25 protein-coding genes are annotated in these 14,127 nt (G+C 59.3%); 23 read left to right on the top strand and 2 right to left on the bottom strand.

Features of this window, described 5'->3' with window-relative positions; translation table 11 throughout:
* Positions 1-26: 26 nt before the first annotated feature.
* The 5 genes from AWB69_RS13540 (at position 27) to AWB69_RS13560 (ending at position 2,648) form a co-directional block, all read left to right on the top strand.
* Complete coding sequence (locus AWB69_RS13540) at positions 27-443, top strand: PAAR domain-containing protein (protein WP_062085414.1); 417 nt, start codon at positions 27-29, stop codon at positions 441-443.
* Between the two features lie 3 nt (positions 444-446).
* On the top strand, positions 447-950 hold the full coding sequence (locus AWB69_RS13545; RefSeq protein ID WP_062085415.1) for a DUF4123 domain-containing protein: 504 nt from the start codon (positions 447-449) through the stop codon (positions 948-950).
* A complete protein-coding gene (locus tag AWB69_RS13550; protein WP_062085416.1) occupies positions 943-1,410 on the top strand; it encodes a hypothetical protein in 468 nt (155 codons plus the stop codon). Before AWB69_RS13545 ends, AWB69_RS13550 begins: the two co-directional genes overlap by 8 nt.
* Positions 1,298-1,897: a restriction endonuclease fold toxin 5 domain-containing protein gene (locus AWB69_RS13555; protein WP_075643910.1), complete on the top strand. Its 600-nt coding sequence runs from the start codon at positions 1,298-1,300 to the stop codon at positions 1,895-1,897. The genes AWB69_RS13550 and AWB69_RS13555 overlap by 113 nt, the downstream gene beginning before the upstream one ends.
* A 94-nt stretch (positions 1,898-1,991) precedes the next feature.
* A complete protein-coding gene (locus AWB69_RS13560) occupies positions 1,992-2,648 on the top strand; it encodes an immunity 52 family protein (protein WP_231937090.1) in 657 nt (218 codons plus the stop codon).
* A 168-nt stretch (positions 2,649-2,816) separates the two neighbouring features.
* On the opposite strand, the gene AWB69_RS13565 is transcribed toward AWB69_RS13560, so the two are convergent.
* On the bottom strand, positions 2,817-3,128 hold the full coding sequence (locus tag AWB69_RS13565; RefSeq protein ID WP_231937091.1) for a hypothetical protein: 312 nt from the start codon (positions 3,126-3,128) through the stop codon (positions 2,817-2,819).
* Positions 3,129-3,266: 138 nt separating this feature from the next.
* On the opposite strand from AWB69_RS13565, the gene AWB69_RS13570 reads away from it, so the two are divergent.
* The 7 genes from AWB69_RS13570 to AWB69_RS13600 all read left to right on the top strand — a co-directional run bounded on the left by AWB69_RS13570 (position 3,267) and on the right by AWB69_RS13600 (position 7,503).
* The gene (locus AWB69_RS13570; RefSeq protein WP_062085423.1) at positions 3,267-3,800 is read left to right on the top strand and encodes an antitoxin Xre-like helix-turn-helix domain-containing protein; all 534 of its coding nucleotides are present in this window, start codon (positions 3,267-3,269) and stop codon (positions 3,798-3,800) included.
* Positions 3,797-4,276 carry an RES family NAD+ phosphorylase gene (locus tag AWB69_RS13575; RefSeq protein WP_062085425.1) on the top strand — a complete coding sequence of 160 codons (480 nt, stop codon included), beginning with the start codon at positions 3,797-3,799 and terminating at the stop codon, positions 4,274-4,276. The genes AWB69_RS13570 and AWB69_RS13575 overlap by 4 nt, the downstream gene beginning before the upstream one ends.
* A gap of 73 nt (positions 4,277-4,349) precedes the next feature.
* On the top strand, positions 4,350-4,697 hold the full coding sequence (locus AWB69_RS13580) for a hypothetical protein (RefSeq protein ID WP_046565160.1): 348 nt from the start codon (positions 4,350-4,352) through the stop codon (positions 4,695-4,697).
* 199 nt (positions 4,698-4,896) lie between these two features.
* Positions 4,897-5,196 carry a hypothetical protein gene (locus tag AWB69_RS13585; protein WP_046565162.1) on the top strand — a complete coding sequence of 100 codons (300 nt, stop codon included), beginning with the start codon at positions 4,897-4,899 and terminating at the stop codon, positions 5,194-5,196.
* Positions 5,197-5,222: 26 nt separating this feature from the next.
* Positions 5,223-5,915, top strand: coding sequence for an SOS response-associated peptidase (locus AWB69_RS13590; protein ID WP_062085427.1), 693 nt, complete (start codon positions 5,223-5,225; stop codon positions 5,913-5,915).
* Positions 5,916-6,064: 149 nt separating this feature from the next.
* On the top strand, positions 6,065-7,030 hold the full coding sequence (locus AWB69_RS13595) for a hypothetical protein (RefSeq protein ID WP_231937093.1): 966 nt from the start codon (positions 6,065-6,067) through the stop codon (positions 7,028-7,030).
* 2 nt (positions 7,031-7,032) lie between these two features.
* Complete coding sequence (locus tag AWB69_RS13600; protein ID WP_231937094.1) at positions 7,033-7,503, top strand: hypothetical protein; 471 nt, start codon at positions 7,033-7,035, stop codon at positions 7,501-7,503.
* Between the two features lie 257 nt (positions 7,504-7,760).
* Here AWB69_RS13600 and imuA read toward each other — a convergent pair whose 3' ends face one another.
* Positions 7,761-8,459, bottom strand: a complete 699-nt coding sequence (gene imuA, locus AWB69_RS13605; protein WP_062085432.1) for a translesion DNA synthesis-associated protein ImuA — start codon at positions 8,457-8,459, stop codon at positions 7,761-7,763.
* A gap of 199 nt (positions 8,460-8,658) precedes the next feature.
* Between imuA and AWB69_RS50325 the strand changes: the two genes are divergently transcribed.
* The 11 genes from AWB69_RS50325 to AWB69_RS13660 all read left to right on the top strand — a co-directional run bounded on the left by AWB69_RS50325 (position 8,659) and on the right by AWB69_RS13660 (position 14,125).
* Positions 8,659-8,784, top strand: a complete 126-nt coding sequence (locus AWB69_RS50325) for a hypothetical protein (RefSeq protein ID WP_269447479.1) — start codon at positions 8,659-8,661, stop codon at positions 8,782-8,784.
* A gap of 286 nt (positions 8,785-9,070) precedes the next feature.
* The gene (locus tag AWB69_RS13610) at positions 9,071-9,670 is read left to right on the top strand and encodes a hypothetical protein (RefSeq protein ID WP_062085434.1); all 600 of its coding nucleotides are present in this window, start codon (positions 9,071-9,073) and stop codon (positions 9,668-9,670) included.
* A gap of 30 nt (positions 9,671-9,700) precedes the next feature.
* Positions 9,701-9,895 carry a hypothetical protein gene (locus AWB69_RS47665; RefSeq protein ID WP_156528838.1) on the top strand — a complete coding sequence of 65 codons (195 nt, stop codon included), beginning with the start codon at positions 9,701-9,703 and terminating at the stop codon, positions 9,893-9,895.
* 293 nt (positions 9,896-10,188) lie between these two features.
* A complete protein-coding gene (locus tag AWB69_RS13620; RefSeq protein ID WP_062085438.1) occupies positions 10,189-10,395 on the top strand; it encodes a hypothetical protein in 207 nt (68 codons plus the stop codon).
* Positions 10,396-10,399: 4 nt separating this feature from the next.
* Positions 10,400-10,594, top strand: a complete 195-nt coding sequence (locus tag AWB69_RS13625; RefSeq protein WP_062085440.1) for a hypothetical protein — start codon at positions 10,400-10,402, stop codon at positions 10,592-10,594.
* Between the two features lie 516 nt (positions 10,595-11,110).
* Positions 11,111-11,365 carry a hypothetical protein gene (locus tag AWB69_RS13635; protein WP_062085444.1) on the top strand — a complete coding sequence of 85 codons (255 nt, stop codon included), beginning with the start codon at positions 11,111-11,113 and terminating at the stop codon, positions 11,363-11,365.
* Positions 11,366-11,367: 2 nt separating this feature from the next.
* A complete protein-coding gene (locus AWB69_RS13640; RefSeq protein WP_062085446.1) occupies positions 11,368-12,054 on the top strand; it encodes a hypothetical protein in 687 nt (228 codons plus the stop codon).
* A 408-nt stretch (positions 12,055-12,462) separates the two neighbouring features.
* Entirely contained in the window at positions 12,463-13,017 is a 555-nt protein-coding gene (locus AWB69_RS13645) for a hypothetical protein (protein ID WP_062085448.1), read from the top strand.
* A gap of 48 nt (positions 13,018-13,065) precedes the next feature.
* Positions 13,066-13,557 (top strand): hypothetical protein, encoded by a 492-nt coding sequence (locus AWB69_RS13650; RefSeq protein ID WP_062085450.1) that lies wholly within the window; start codon positions 13,066-13,068, stop codon positions 13,555-13,557.
* The gene (locus tag AWB69_RS13655; RefSeq protein ID WP_062085452.1) at positions 13,554-13,781 is read left to right on the top strand and encodes a hypothetical protein; all 228 of its coding nucleotides are present in this window, start codon (positions 13,554-13,556) and stop codon (positions 13,779-13,781) included. The genes AWB69_RS13650 and AWB69_RS13655 overlap by 4 nt, the downstream gene beginning before the upstream one ends.
* Before the next feature lie 17 nt (positions 13,782-13,798).
* Entirely contained in the window at positions 13,799-14,125 is a 327-nt protein-coding gene (locus AWB69_RS13660) for a hypothetical protein (protein WP_062085454.1), read from the top strand.
* Positions 14,126-14,127 lie beyond the last annotated feature (2 nt).

Below are 14,127 nucleotides of genomic sequence, written 5' to 3' on the forward strand. Positions count from 1 at the left end.
GGCCCTTTGTCTGAGGAATACGGCAAGTGGGAAAGCGCGCCATTATTCGGGCTGGCGACACCACGTCGCACGGCGGCAGGGTGCTGGAAGGCACCGAGACAGCCAACATTGACGGCAAAGCGATCGTCGGCGTCGGGCACATGGTCCTGTGCCCACAGTGCAAGGGCACCTTTCCGATTCTCCCCGACGTGCTGGGCCGCCGTTATCCGCACCGGATCCACGATCGCGATACCGCCGTTGAGGGCATGCGTACCGCGTGCGGCGCCGTGCTCATCGCCTCTCAGTCGACCGCAACAATTGAAGATACCGGCGACGGCGATCCGAGCCACGGGACCAGCGCTGCAGCGATCGCCGCACTGCCGCTCGCGGCGAGTCCAACGCTGTGCCTCGAATGCCTGAAGGCCGCGGCCGAAAGCGGTGCTACGACCGTGATGCGAGGGTAGGCCGTGCAGCCGTTGAAGATAGAAAGCTACCTCGCGGAGCGTCAGGCGCACGCCTCCTTGCCAGTAAGGCTTTACGCGCTGGTAGACGCGCTGCTTTATGCAGGCACGCCCAGCGCGTCGACGCTGGAACGTTCTTCGGCCGCGATCGCCCTGTTCGACGGCACGCCTGACGCGTCATTGGCCGATGCAGGTCCCTGGCTGATCGACTTCGAACAGGCCTCGAGCGCCACGCGACGGACTCTGCTTGACCTCGCTGCCGGCGCATCGGGCCTGTCGTGGCTCATCAGCGCGTACCCTTTCATGTCACTCGCCCAGGAGCTGCGCGAACGGCTCGACGTCCGGATGCCGAACGGCAACACCGCACTGCTGCGCTTCTACGACGCACGCATCGTCGGCGACATCGCAGACCTGTTGTCGTTTTCGCAGCGCGCGGAGTTTTTTGTATCGACCTTCGACTGGCTAGTCCAGATCAACGACGAACTGACCAGGGTGCAGCCGCATGCTTGATCTGACTCCCGACCAGGTTGCGGCCCTTGCAGATATTGATGCCAAAGGTTTCGTCGAGCGCGTACGGCAGGACCTTGTGAAGGACGATCCGAAACTTGCAGCAGACCCAGCCCTCGCGGAGCGATTGCGGCGAGCGTTGCGGGCCGCGCGTGCGCTCGGTATCACGGAAGACACTAACCTCGTCGCGTTCCTTCGCGTCGAGGCCTACGCGCCGGGCTTCTACGAGAAGCCGGCGACGCGTACATGGCTTATGCGCCCAGGGCGCTCGGCCGACGAACGGTTTCACGATTATCTGCGCGTGATGCGCTGGCGAATTGAACACCCTGAATATGTGGGAGGATTGAGCTATGGCGGTGGTACTCGCACCGGTAGTGGAGGCAGCAGTCACGGAGCTTGGGCCAATCTTGGCACGCGCTGGCGCCGCCTTGTTGGGAGGGGCGGCGACGGCAGCGGCCGGTAGTCTGTCAGGCGATACAACGAAAGATGACAGCAAAGCCGCACCTGTCGCGCGCACACTGCCGCGCACCGATGAGAGCTGCAAGAAGTGTCCTCCGGAAGCAGGTAGGAAAGTCCGCGAAAATCATGGCGTAAACTGGCCATCGTATCGCTATCAGGCCCGGATAACCGGCTTTGCATTTGATGCGGAAGAGTGCCGCTGGAGTGACGAGTGGGCATGGCTCGGACTGGACTTTGACGGTTTCCAGCAAGGGGAGTGCCTCCTGCAGGAAACGAAAGGGAACTACGATCAGTTCCTGGACGAGGACGATGAGCCAAAGTTTTTCTTCGGCGGCTTCACCGACATGCAGAGACAGATTGTCCGGCAGTCGGTCGTGGTCAACTCCAATCCACCGGCAAAATTGATGTGGTATTTCATGACCCCGAAAGCGCGAGAGTACATGTTGCCCGTGCTGAACCGCGCCCGCGTGCCTTCCGTCTACCAGCCTTAAGACCATGCAATTCATTGCCCAATACCAGGACAGTAAGGACATCGGATTATCCGATTTTCAGTTTCAGCTGACGCGGCTGTGGCCAGTCATAAGCGTGCTTGCCTCCAAGGATCCGCGGCTGGCCGAATGGTTTCTCCAAGGCGCGAACGAAAAGGACGCGCAGCTCTATCCGGTCTACGACGCGAAGGCGACGCCATCGCCGGCGGCAATGGCGGTGCTCAAGGAGCAATACCGGAATGAAAAAGCACTCGCGAAAACGATCGGCATGTGGAACGGACAGACCGTCAAAAAAGACGGCGCCTCGATCGTCGTGACCTTCGACACGGCTCCCATGCCGGGGGACGTCGACATATCGATCGGAGAAGAAAGCGCGACATCGTCCCGCCTTGGAGACGGCGACGCGATAGCGCAAATCGTGGCGGCGGTTGCTCATGCATATGCGCCGGCTTATGTGACCGCAGCACCGCGCAAATACATGGCGAAACAGGTCTTCGACGACAAGCCGGGCGTCGGCTGGATGCTATACCTGCCAAAGGTCATTACCGCGCAGCAGATTCCAGAGGCCCGCGCCCTGATTCCGGTGTACGCCGCCGGCAACAGGCAAACCGGCACGATCATCGTGAGCGTGACGGACGCGGTTTTTTCCCTGGCCAATCCCGAACACGTCGAGATTGCCAACCGTATCGAGGTACGCCTTGTTGATCAGGATCTGTTGCCTCGGTACTCGGATATTTCTGGTTCGCACGGCTGATGTAGGGGCATGGCGAGCAAACTCTTTCGCATGCGAAAAAAGGGACGAAATGGCGCGGCCGGAGTGCTGGCATAATTCAGCCTCTCTCAGGTTCTGCTACGGCCCTCGGAATTGGCAGAATCTTTTAGCCGACCATTGCGGTCGGCTTTTTTTCGCCGGTCCTCCTTACTAACGGCTTGATGCCTCGTCGAAAGGCGGTGTGTCTTTCAGCCAGTTCATCACTTCGTCTCGCACGCTAAATCTCGGTGCTGCGATCCATGCGGCGAACTCGGGTTGGAGGTCGAGCCAAACGCAGTCCAACAGATCGAATTCTTCTTCGATCTGTTCGGGACAGTCGTCCCGCAAATACGCGTACACCACGCGTCGCCCGTCCCAATACGCGACCGCGAAATCCGTCAATTCGGCAACCGTGCCGCGCGGCAAGTCCCGCAACAGCATCCCGATCTGGTCATTACATGCTTCCGGGGTCAGATCGCTCACGATTCTCTCGCCGTGCGCTCGTGTGACATAAAGCATAGATGCTGCCGAACCCGCCGACCCGAAAACGCACAATCCGAAGAACACCCGTTGTTGCTCATTTGATCTATACTAAATGCTCATATGCGGAGAAACGAAATCATGACCGTTACTATCCAGCGTGCCAAACGACCCTCCACCCGGAAAACGGCGGCCGCCGTTGTCGCGCAGGCAGCGCGGCCGGCCATCGGCCGCACGCCCCGAACGATCGGCGACTTCGTGCAGATTTACGAAGCGGGTCCAATGGAACGGATCGAGTTGATCAAAAGCGGAATCAGCGCCGATGGGCTTGTTGATCTGGCGACGTCGATGCATACGACAAAGGATCAGCTCTTCAAGCGGCTTGGGCTTCCGCGCGCGACGGTCGACCGGAAAGCACGTAACAAGCAGAATCTCTCGCAGGAGCAGTCAGAGCGCGTCATTGGCCTGATGAAGCTCGTCGGCCAGGTGAAGACGATGGTCGAGCAGTCGGGCGAGCCGGAAGGCTTTGACGCCGCTCAATGGGTTGGGCAGTGGCTTGAGCAAGCGAACGGCGCACTCGGGGGCATGCCTCCCGCCGAGCTGATGGACACGGTTCAAGGACAGGAAGTGATCTCCGGCCTTCTCGCTAAGATGCAGAGCGGGGCATACGCATGACGGTGGCGATCTGGCGGATCGCCACTGACACTCCCGATTACACCGCCGATGACCTGTCTGGCGAGGGCGCCAAGCGAACCGGAGGACGATGGAACAGGGCAGGTATGCCGGTGCTGTACTGCGCGTCGAGCATTGCGTTGGCCTGCCTTGAAACGGTTGTGCATTGGAATGCCGGGGGCCTGCCTTTGAACCGGTATCTCGTCCGGATAGATGTGCCGGATGACGTTTGGAACGCAGCGACGATCGTGACGGCCGACGCGGGTCCGGTGGGTTGGGACGCCATACCTGAAGGCAAGGTAAGTCTGGACCTCGGCGACGGCTGGGTCAGCGCGAAGAAGTCTGCGCTTTTGCTGGTGCCATCAGTGATCGTTCCGGAAGAATTCAACGCGCTTGTCAATCCGTTGCATCCGGACGCCGCCACGTTGACCGCGACGAAGCTGCGCAAATGGCTCTATGACAGCCGAATCAAGAAGTAGGAATGTTGCCAACGCATGAGTCACCTGAGCAACGTGGATAGACAACAGGACCGAGAAACGGAGCGGATGCAGTATGAATCACCTTGAAGCGAAATCGACCCTTGAGACGCTCGCGCGCGGCGTCGATCCTGCTACGGGAGAGATCCTTTCCGAACAGAGCCCGTTCAATAACCCGCAGGTGATCCGGGCATTGTTTCTTGCCGTGACCGAACTCGACAAGCTCATCCAACCGGATCCGGCTGGGAAAGCGGAGCGTGAGCGGCCGCAGAACGCCGGTCGGGCGTGGCCGCCGGAAGAAGACCAGGCGTTGTTGAGGGACTTCGACGCCGGCATGTCGCCGAAGCAGCTCGCCGCGAAGCACGGTCGCACCAAAGGCGCGATCGACTCCCGGTTGGTGCGTCTCGGACGCGTCGAGCATTGAGCGCCCGAGACTGCAACCGGGTTGCCTGGATGCTTGGGCCGGATCGGCGGGCGAGAGGGCGTCCAGTGGGGTGGCTTGAAAAGCTGATAGTTAGTTGCGTTTGTCCATCGAGCCGCTAACGACAATTTTCAGGAATCGGGAGCTTTCATGATCGAGATTGGTCGCACGAGATTCATCACGCGCCACGCAGGGGTGACCCATGGAGCGGCTTGAATCGTTCGGTTTGCCCGACAGTTTCCCAGCCTACCTGATGCCAGCGGCAGGGGCTCAGTTCGTACGGGACTGCGTGAAGGGCATAGGCCGGGCAGACATGACCAGGATGGCCCGTGATCGGGGCTTCATGCCGAGCTGGAAGCGGCTGACTCACCTTGGTCCCGGGGTCTACGGATTGAGTCTGACGATCGACCGCATGGGCGTGCCGCTGATGGTCCGTATGAGCGAGCCCGGCAAGACACAAAAGCCGGTTACACGTCCGTCCGAACAGCCGTCGCTCTTCTAGAAAACTGCCGTCGCCGGAGGTTCATCATGTGTGGGCGTTATTCTCGCGGTCAGAAAGATCTGTTCTACGTCGAGCCACTGATGTCTGACGCTGGCGATCAGCGATTTCCGCGCCACGCGGAGATCTTCCGGCCGAGCTGGAACGTTTCCCCGGGCACAAAACAGCCGATCATCGGCCCGGACGGCCCGCGGCTTGAAATATGGGGATTCCGGCCCGCATGGGCGGTGGCCAGAAAGACCAAAATGATGGTCAACGCGCGGATGGACAAAGCTGGATCGAGTACGTGGAAATGGATGTTCAGCTCGGGGCGGGTCTTGGTTCCCGCTGACGGTTGGTACGAATGGGTAACTGTTGAAGGCAGAAAGCAGCCCTATTTCATCAAATCGAATGACGGGCCTCCTGTCTATTTTGCCGGGCTAAGCAGCGTGCGGCCGGACGCAGCTCCGTCAGAAACGCCCGGGGTTGTGTTCGGGTTTGTTATCGTCACCGCAGCGGCCGATAGCGGCATGCTCGACGTTCACGACCGGCGCCCTCTTGTGCTGACGCTCGAAGAGGCCAAAGTGTGGCTCGACCCCGCGACGACGTTCGAGGAAGCCGTACATCTTGCAAATACCGCCGGGAAGTCCGCTGACGATTTTCATTGGCACAAGGTCACGCCCGGCTTGAATCGTACGGGCGGCGATAGTCCAACGTTCAACGACCCCATCGACGACAAGTAGGCACGAATAAAGGCACAGACATGAAGCACGAATACTGCGTCCAGACGGATGTCCTCGAAACCATCGTGGCCTCCGCCCGGGTCGAGCCGCGCCATGCCGCACTGCTTGCCACGCTTGCTACACGCAGCGAGTACAGGTCGGCCGCGTACGTGACGTCGCGCGACACGTATGCGGCACATCCTGGCGCTGTCTTTGACGCGTCCGGAGTGAGGATCGGGGAGAGCTATCGCGATTGGGTCAAGGCCGAGATCGAGGTGCACAACGGCGACGTCGCCGCAGTGTGGGAGCACAACAAGGACAAGGGCTATCTGCTGTCCGAAGTCCAGCCTGTATTGCATTTCTTCGCCCATGACCGCGGCGGCTCCCTGGACAACTTTACGCAGTTGCGCATCTTCACAGAGACCGAGGCGATCACCAGAAACCTCTTCACAACCGCCGACTGGCGGCGGCCGCAGAGCCCGAATGATCTTCTGGTGTATCACGACTATCTCGGGGACCCGATCGAGCCGCGTCCGTTGGGCGCGGAACGATACCGCCTCTACGACGCGATCGACATGCAGATATTCCTTCGTGTGGCCGCGGCGTGTGCTGATGAGGAACGTCGCGTCGCAGCAGCTCGTCGCCTCAAATTCACTAATTTGCAGACAGGCGAATCCGGGACACAATCGTTTGCCGAATTTCATCCGGGATTCGACAAATATCCGAACAAATCGCAACGCTTCTTTGACGACTGGTCTGAGTCCAGCGCGGGCAGCGGCGGCGAACGGATCTGCCGGCGATGGATATTTGAACCACAGGATTCACAGGGCTACCAAGCCGACAAGAGCCAGCCGCGTCATCTGTACTTCATCCCGCAGTGGGGCCACAACCGTAAGGTCGCGGCCGTCGAAAAGATCCGCAATATGGACGACTATGCGCTGTATGGCCGGTTGAACAAGTTCGATGAGCGTATTGGCGTGCCGTTCAGCTGGTATTTCTATGGCCTGCACGGCAACCTGGTGAAAGCCGGCGCGCTCGAACGCATCGTTTCCGCGGCCGAAGACGGCCTGATCGTGTTGCCGGAACATGATTACCGCGTGCTGAAACGCTGGCAGGAACAACCATACGGATTCTGAGAATGCCAACAAAAATGCTGCCGCCTGTGCCTGACGGCGTGTCGATGTACTTTTACATGAAGTTCGCCGCGGGCAATGAAACGTTCGGCGACGAGTGGTATAGGTTCGAAGCGATGGAGGACCTGCCGCCGTGCCTCAAGCACGACTATCCGACGCTTGATATTGAGTTCCGTGTGCCTCCGATCTGCAGGGACTTCCAGCTCGTCACAATCGACCTGCGGAGTGCTCTGGACACGATGCTGGCGAGCGAACGCCTGCACCTGAATCCCGCACGCTGGAGCCGGGTTCGGCGCGACCTCAGCGAAGGATGGTGCTACACGCCGTACATGGGAGTTGAGCAGGGCAAGGCCACGCTGACTGATGGCCGTCACCGGATTGTCGCAATGATGAAGTTCCTGCAACTCGAGTACGCGACGTTCTCAGTGCCGCCCAAACACGTCGAGACTGTACGTGCGCAACTGAAGACCCGATAGACAGCAGCCAGCGGAGGAAAGTGCAATGTCCGATCGGAGCGATGTTCTGTACACATATCGTTGCAAAGCGTGCGGGCATAGCGGTCAACGACGGCTCCCCGATGAAGCGCATGACGGCGAAGAAACGACGTGCGATGTCTGCAGCGCCCCTGTGACCCTGGAATGGGACGATGGCGTGAAGTTCAACCTTCCTGACTGAGCGTAGCAATCGCTGCGTGCGAAACTGTCATCCTTGCGCGCCGACCACTGGAACCCGTTCAGGCTCGTTCGTTGACCAACGCCATTGCCGCCCCCGGCGTCACGCGCGCTGCGCGACGGTGCGGGCTGAGAAGAAGCGGCGACGGACGCAGTTCGATCGTCACGTTGCCCGCCATTGATGGCCCCTTGCGCTTGATCACCTCGACCGTAACGCCCTCCGCGCTTGGGCGGACGGTCAGCCTTAGCTCCGCCGGCGATGGATCTGTAGCCCGGATCAGCGGTCTGACCACGAAAAAGAGAGTGTGCCCTGAGCGAGCCGCGAGTTGAAGACGCCGCAACGACTCCGCGCGGATCGCCTCTTGCCAGAAAATGAGTGCGCCGCAGCTACCGGCCTTCAGGATCTGCTCGGCCGACCACAACGCGTCGGCGCTGAGCCTCGGGCGCAACAACAGGACCTTGTCGACCGGCACGCCTATGTGCGGGAGCGCTATGGCATTCAGCTGCTGCGGCGGCCGCAGGAAGGCAAGTGCGCGGGAGCCAACGGTGGCCAGCGCCGGCGCGAGCAGCCGAAGCTCACCAATGCCAGTCTGCTGGACCAACAGTTCGACAAGCGCACCTTCGGGCCAGCCTCCGCCCGGAAGCTCGGCAGACAGCGCCGCATAGCCCGTCTCAACCGTGCGCCCGCTGGCTCGGCCGAGTTGGGAGGCTCGCCAGAGCCCTGGGTGTATCGCGTCGAGGGATGCGGGGAGAGCGCCCATATCAAGACCTGTATATCCATACAGTATTATGTTCCTTTGAGCGAGCGGTGCAATCCTCGTCCGAGAAATCGCCGAAACTCTGCTGATACCCCGCGCCTGACCTGCCTCGCCGACGAATCCCCACGCGCTCTGGCGCACCTGCTTATGTACACCTGTTTGACATAGCCTCTCTGCAACGAACCCATCAAAGGAGGTAACGATGTTGCAGATTCTCTTTGTTTCGGCTGGACTGGTGGCGTGCCTATGCGGTGCGATTCGGCAAGAGTACCGGGGCAGCCTCATGCTCGCTGCTTCGCTGATGTTGATCGGCTTCCTACTGAAGTAAAAGCAGCGCGCGCCGGGGGAGGCGCGCGCTTTTCCTATGACGCTTGAGGCGACCCGCCGCTATCGGCGATTGCAAGCCCGCGGCAGCGATCCGCCTCGTACCGACGTCCTCTCGCGCCACAGACTATGCGATCAAGGTTTTGGCTGGAATTGCCGATATTGAGGTTCGAGGGGCGTTTCCGTCAGCAGATTTCGAATGCCAAGCCGGTCAATCACCGATGGCAATTCCTCTTGAACATACGTCTTTGTAGGCGTATATTCATACTTAAATTAAATCAGTACAAAGCATGATTAAAATCAACAAACAAAACGGCCACGCACGTATGACGATTCGTTCAAAGACCTACTTCGCAGCGCTTTCCTGCGCTGCGGCTTTCACTCTCGCGGGCTGCGGCAAACCCGCTCACATTGAGCTGCTGGGCGTCCACCCTGGTATGACTCGGGATGCGGTTAAGACAGCATCACCTTCCGGATCGTCCTTGTATTGTCGTGGAGATGGCGACACCGCATTTGATCAGGTCTCAGGCCTCCCGCCGAGCACTACGCTCACGTTCTGCACGTGGACCAGTCTCGATGCCGCAGGGGCGCGAGTCCGTTCCCAGGTCACTATTGGGAACTCCACGAGTGCGGAGCAGCAGTTTGCATTCGATAATTCGGATGGCACTCTAAAGAGTTTCTCGGTTGAGATCGCCGGTAATGCGTTCGATCCGATCGTGACGAGCCTGACCGAGAAATTGGGATCGCCTAAATCCACGTCAGGTTTGCCCGGGATCATTGGTGGCATTCATTGGGAAGCTAAGGACGGGACGCTGACAGCCACCACCGACGAACAGCGCCCGTACATGACGCTCCTGATGCTGCAAGCGTCCATTGCCAAGCCCAGCTGAATCCGCAACCAAAACGTCTAGAAAATGACGATGCAGATCGAGCCCGGTATGACCTTTGCCGAATGGACAGTAGAAGCGGAAGCAGACGCCCGCCGCGTGCTCGACCGCACGACTGGCGATGTGACGTGGCTGCTCGGTAGTTCGGACGATATGCGACAGGTGTTTAACGAAGGCTACAGTCCGGCCGACTATGTTCAGTCCCAGCTCGCCAGGAGCGTTGAATAACTCGAAGGAAAAGGACAACCATGCGAATCAAAGACAGGCATGTTGCGCTCGGTATTCGGGCCCTCTTGGCAATCGGTGGGTGCGTCGTGGTTCAGTTCGTCGCGGGGAAAGCGGCCGTCCTTGCCAATATCGACATGCCTGACTCAGTAGCCGCTGTCGCAGGTGTCATGGCGGGAGTTCTTGCAGTCAGGTTGTTCGCTGAACCGCTGCTTACGCGGTATGTTCTCTGGAGAGCACGTCGCCTGATGTCGCGACAGTGGTCCCGATAAACCTCTCAATCAAGGGTAAGAAAAGTGACGAGTGAAGAGCTGCAGGTGGCCAGCAAGGACGTGATCGTGGGCGACGCGATCCGACTAGCCACGGTGCACAGCGGCAGCGCGTGTGGCCGGCTGGCTAACGTGGTCGGAGTAACGGTGATTGGTGTCAATGTGAAGATCGACACGGACCTCGGCGTAAGCGAGTTTCTGCCAGTCAATCGAAGCATCACCGTCTGGAGGTAACGAAATGGCGATGCTCCCAAAACTCGTCGTGTTGAGACTTCACTACGAAATGATGCGCGCAGCAGCTCACATTGCTGCGCCGGTCATGCGCCTTACTGGCTTTCGTTTCTCTAAGGCTTGGCGCGGGAACAAAATCATTAGTCATGTTGAGGCCAACCTGCTGGCCGATGGCATCAAGCCCGACCGGATTCGCTTCTAACCTGCCGGAGTCTGCCGAATGAAAAGCAGTCTGCTGGTTGCAATTGTTTGGGGATTCGGCGACATGTTTGTACTCATCGCACTGCTTGCGGTGACGTGCGGAGCACGCTAAGGCGGATCGAGATCGCTTCATTGACGTAACACGTCGCCGGCGGGCCGGATACGCGGAAGGCCAGCTCGAGACACTTTCTGACCGCTCAGATGGCTTTGTTGTAGGTGAATGAATCAAATGACAGGCGAGCAATTCGATGTGCTCACAATACTGCTCGGCGGCGACCCGGATAGCCCGGCAAACCATGCCGCTAGGGCAGTACTCGTTGACGGAATGACACAGGCTGACGCAATGCGATTTACCGGGGCCACGCGCTCGACAGTTCACGATGCTGTAAAGCGTTACGGCTCACGCGATGAGCTGATTCGCGGGGCATATCTGTCCAAGTCGCAATCCGAGTAACAATTTTCTGTACGCCCACTAGGCCATATATCTACCTCCTGCAGTCACACGAAAGGAACTACTGTGAAGTCGAGAAAACCGATTGAAATTGCCGCATCGAAATACGGTCGCAACTGTGCGATCGCCACATTCATTGCGTGGGTCATCGTTCAGGAGCTGCTCATGGCGCATTTTTATGGCTGGCACACCAAGGCGACGCCGAGAGATTTGCTTGCGTCGGGTACGCTATTACTGATCGGGGCCTTTGTCGCGATGTACGTCGGGAAGCTGGCCGACGCTCGTTACAAGCGTAATAAGGGCGCGGAAGCGGCACACTGACCATGGTCTTTCTCCCCGTTTTTCTCTTTGCGGCCTATGCGAATCTGATTCTTGCGGTGCGCGGTCTTTTGGCCCAGGGGCGAGCGGCCGTCGTCGCCCAAGCTCACTTCATCGTGTGTATGGTTGGGGCGCTTGGATTGCTCCTTGGATTTGAACTGGTGCCGGACCCCAGGAAGGGCATTGCCGGTGACGCGTACAACTGGTCCGTCGTCGCGTTCTTCATGTTTGGCCTGCTTACAGTTCTCATGTTCGGCGCGCGGCTTGTCGGACTGGCCCGCGACAGATCTGCGCACAAGGGCGTCGCGTTACGTTTCGGACTGGCGATTTGGGCAGTCATTGCGGGCCTCTATATTTGCGGTACTGTCGCCGATCACTGGCTGTTCTTCCGGCATCCGGAGCAAGCGGGCGTGGTCGACCCCTCGTTCGTCGGTCCCTCTGTCAAGTGCGAAACGGCAGTCCTCGTTCGGCTCGACGGCGACAAGGCTATCTACCGTTGCCCGCACTCTGTCGAGTTTGGTAGGGACTACAGCGAACCTTTTCTGCCCTGGCCTTCGTTCACCCAAGGCGAGGCTGACGGCAGGCAACTGAAACGTGAGTCCGAGAGCGCGAGCGCGGCTGTCGCTGCATCGAAAGGTGGAGTCGTCGTCGCCATCCCCGCGAGCGAGATTCGCGTGATGCCGGCGCAGTAGTTTCGGGCTGTCTAGGGGTGTCCGCATACACCCCTGCTCGGTCTATGTGAGCCCGTCGATTACCCTGACCGCGGTGGCTGTCAAGCACTCTTGAAGCGGCGCCCGCTCGCGCCATTTGCCCGCAGCCTCACTCGCCGAGCCTCCTAAAATTGCCCTTCCGACCGCGCGTTCGAGTCTCCACGCGCGGCGAAATATAGGCAATCGAACACGCTTCAATATTGATTGTGCTCACTCATTTAACTGATTAAAATTATGTTTGTTCGTTGTAGTTCCGGACGCACGCAATCCGAGTCCAACACAAAACGCCAGCCTGTTCCGGGGTAATTCGCGCAAGGCTTCGCTCGCAGAGCTGGAAAGAACGTGATTGGCAATGGCCAATACCAACAAACCAACGACTGACCAATCCAAATGACGACCCAAACCATCGCCCACGCGCTGCTCACCATGTCGCAGCAGGAATCCTTCCTCTTCTTTGCCTCAATCGCAGCTACGGTTTACTCGGTCCCACGCTTCTTCCGTCGCTTGAAGCACAAGCAAAATGCCGGTACGGCGACACAGCAACACAACATCGCGTTCGTCCTCGCGATCGCGGGCTGGATCGCGCTCTGTGTCAATTTCCCGTTCAATCTCGTGCTTCGTGAAGACACGTTCGACTGGATGTCTGCCTGTGTTGTCCTTGTGGGAACGTGCTGGGTGGCGATTGGCGCGGTGATGACGAAGAAAGAAGAGAGCAACATGCTCGCCCTGCTGACTCCGCCCCCTGGAGCTGCGCAGCCGACCGCTATCGAGACATTGACCGTCAAGGCCCTAGTGAACGCCTCGACGTACTGCCGTAGCGGCCTGGTCGTCATCGCATTGGGCACGCTGATCCAGATGGCTCATCTGGTGGATAGGGCGCATCCAAACCTTTTCGCGATGTCACAGCACACACAAGCCCAGGCGCAAGCGGGATCCGCCGAATGACTTGGCGTCACCTTCGGCACACCGACATGACCACACCGAGGCGATGGAATGCCTAGCCCTGAACACATCAGGCTGACCACACTGGGAGCCCGCTGGATGAAGCGGCAGGGCTTCGACGTCGTCGGAACGGAGATCATTGCCGCCGGAAGTCGCGAACAGCCAGACGTAATTGGTTTTCGCTCCCTCTGCTCGGCCTTGATCGAGGTCAAGATAAGCCGCGGCGACTTTCTCGCGGACGCCTTGAAACCAGAACGACAGACGGCTGGCTCGGGGTTGGGTGTGTACCGGTTCTACCTCTGCCCGCTCGGGCTGATCGCAGTCGACGAGTTGCCGCCAAGATGGGGGCTGCTCTACGCGGTAGGGCACACCATACGGGAAGTCGTGCGGCCGCAGGGAAACATCTGGCCCGGACCGAACACCGCTGTAGGCAGCTGGGCAGAATTTACCCATACGCCCGATGCGGACAAGGAACGGGCCGTCCTGTTCTCGATCGCGAGACGGCTCACCAACGGACAACCCGTCTCAATGACACAGCCATGAAACTACTCCGAGACAGACGCGCGTGGCGCCGATTCCTGCTGAACGACCTAAGCATGCCGAAGGGGGACGCGGACAACGAACGGGAGCCGAAGGAATATCCCTGCTTTGCGTACGCTTACATTCGCTCGTTTGGCTACGAAGAACTCGGACCGGTCTATCTGTACGGCAGGGACGTGGAAAAGATGGTGGAACGGTTGAGCGCCGCTCGACCTACCGCCGCTTGATGTGGAGCAGGACGTATATGCACGCCGAGAAACAATCCGCGGCCCGTGTGCCTCGCGAAATCAACGTGACGGACGTTGAGATCGCTGGCAACTGGATGCCATGCGAGTACCTAAAGGATCGCGCGGGTCGTGTGCGCGTCGTCATGCTTGCCGACGTCGACTTTGAGGAACCCGCGCGTAGTGCGGTCTGGCATTCGACCCTCGCAGCAGCAGCTGCGTACCGCTTCGAACAGATCGAGCCATGCCGCAAGATGACGCTGCGCGTACCACGCGCGGATCGACCCATTGCTGACTGTGCCTTTCAGCAGCGTCTGAAGCGTCACCTCGTTGCACGCGACGAATAGGA

The sequence above is a fragment of the Caballeronia udeis genome (assembly GCF_001544555.2).
GTDB classification, from domain to species: domain Bacteria; phylum Pseudomonadota; class Gammaproteobacteria; order Burkholderiales; family Burkholderiaceae; genus Caballeronia; species Caballeronia udeis.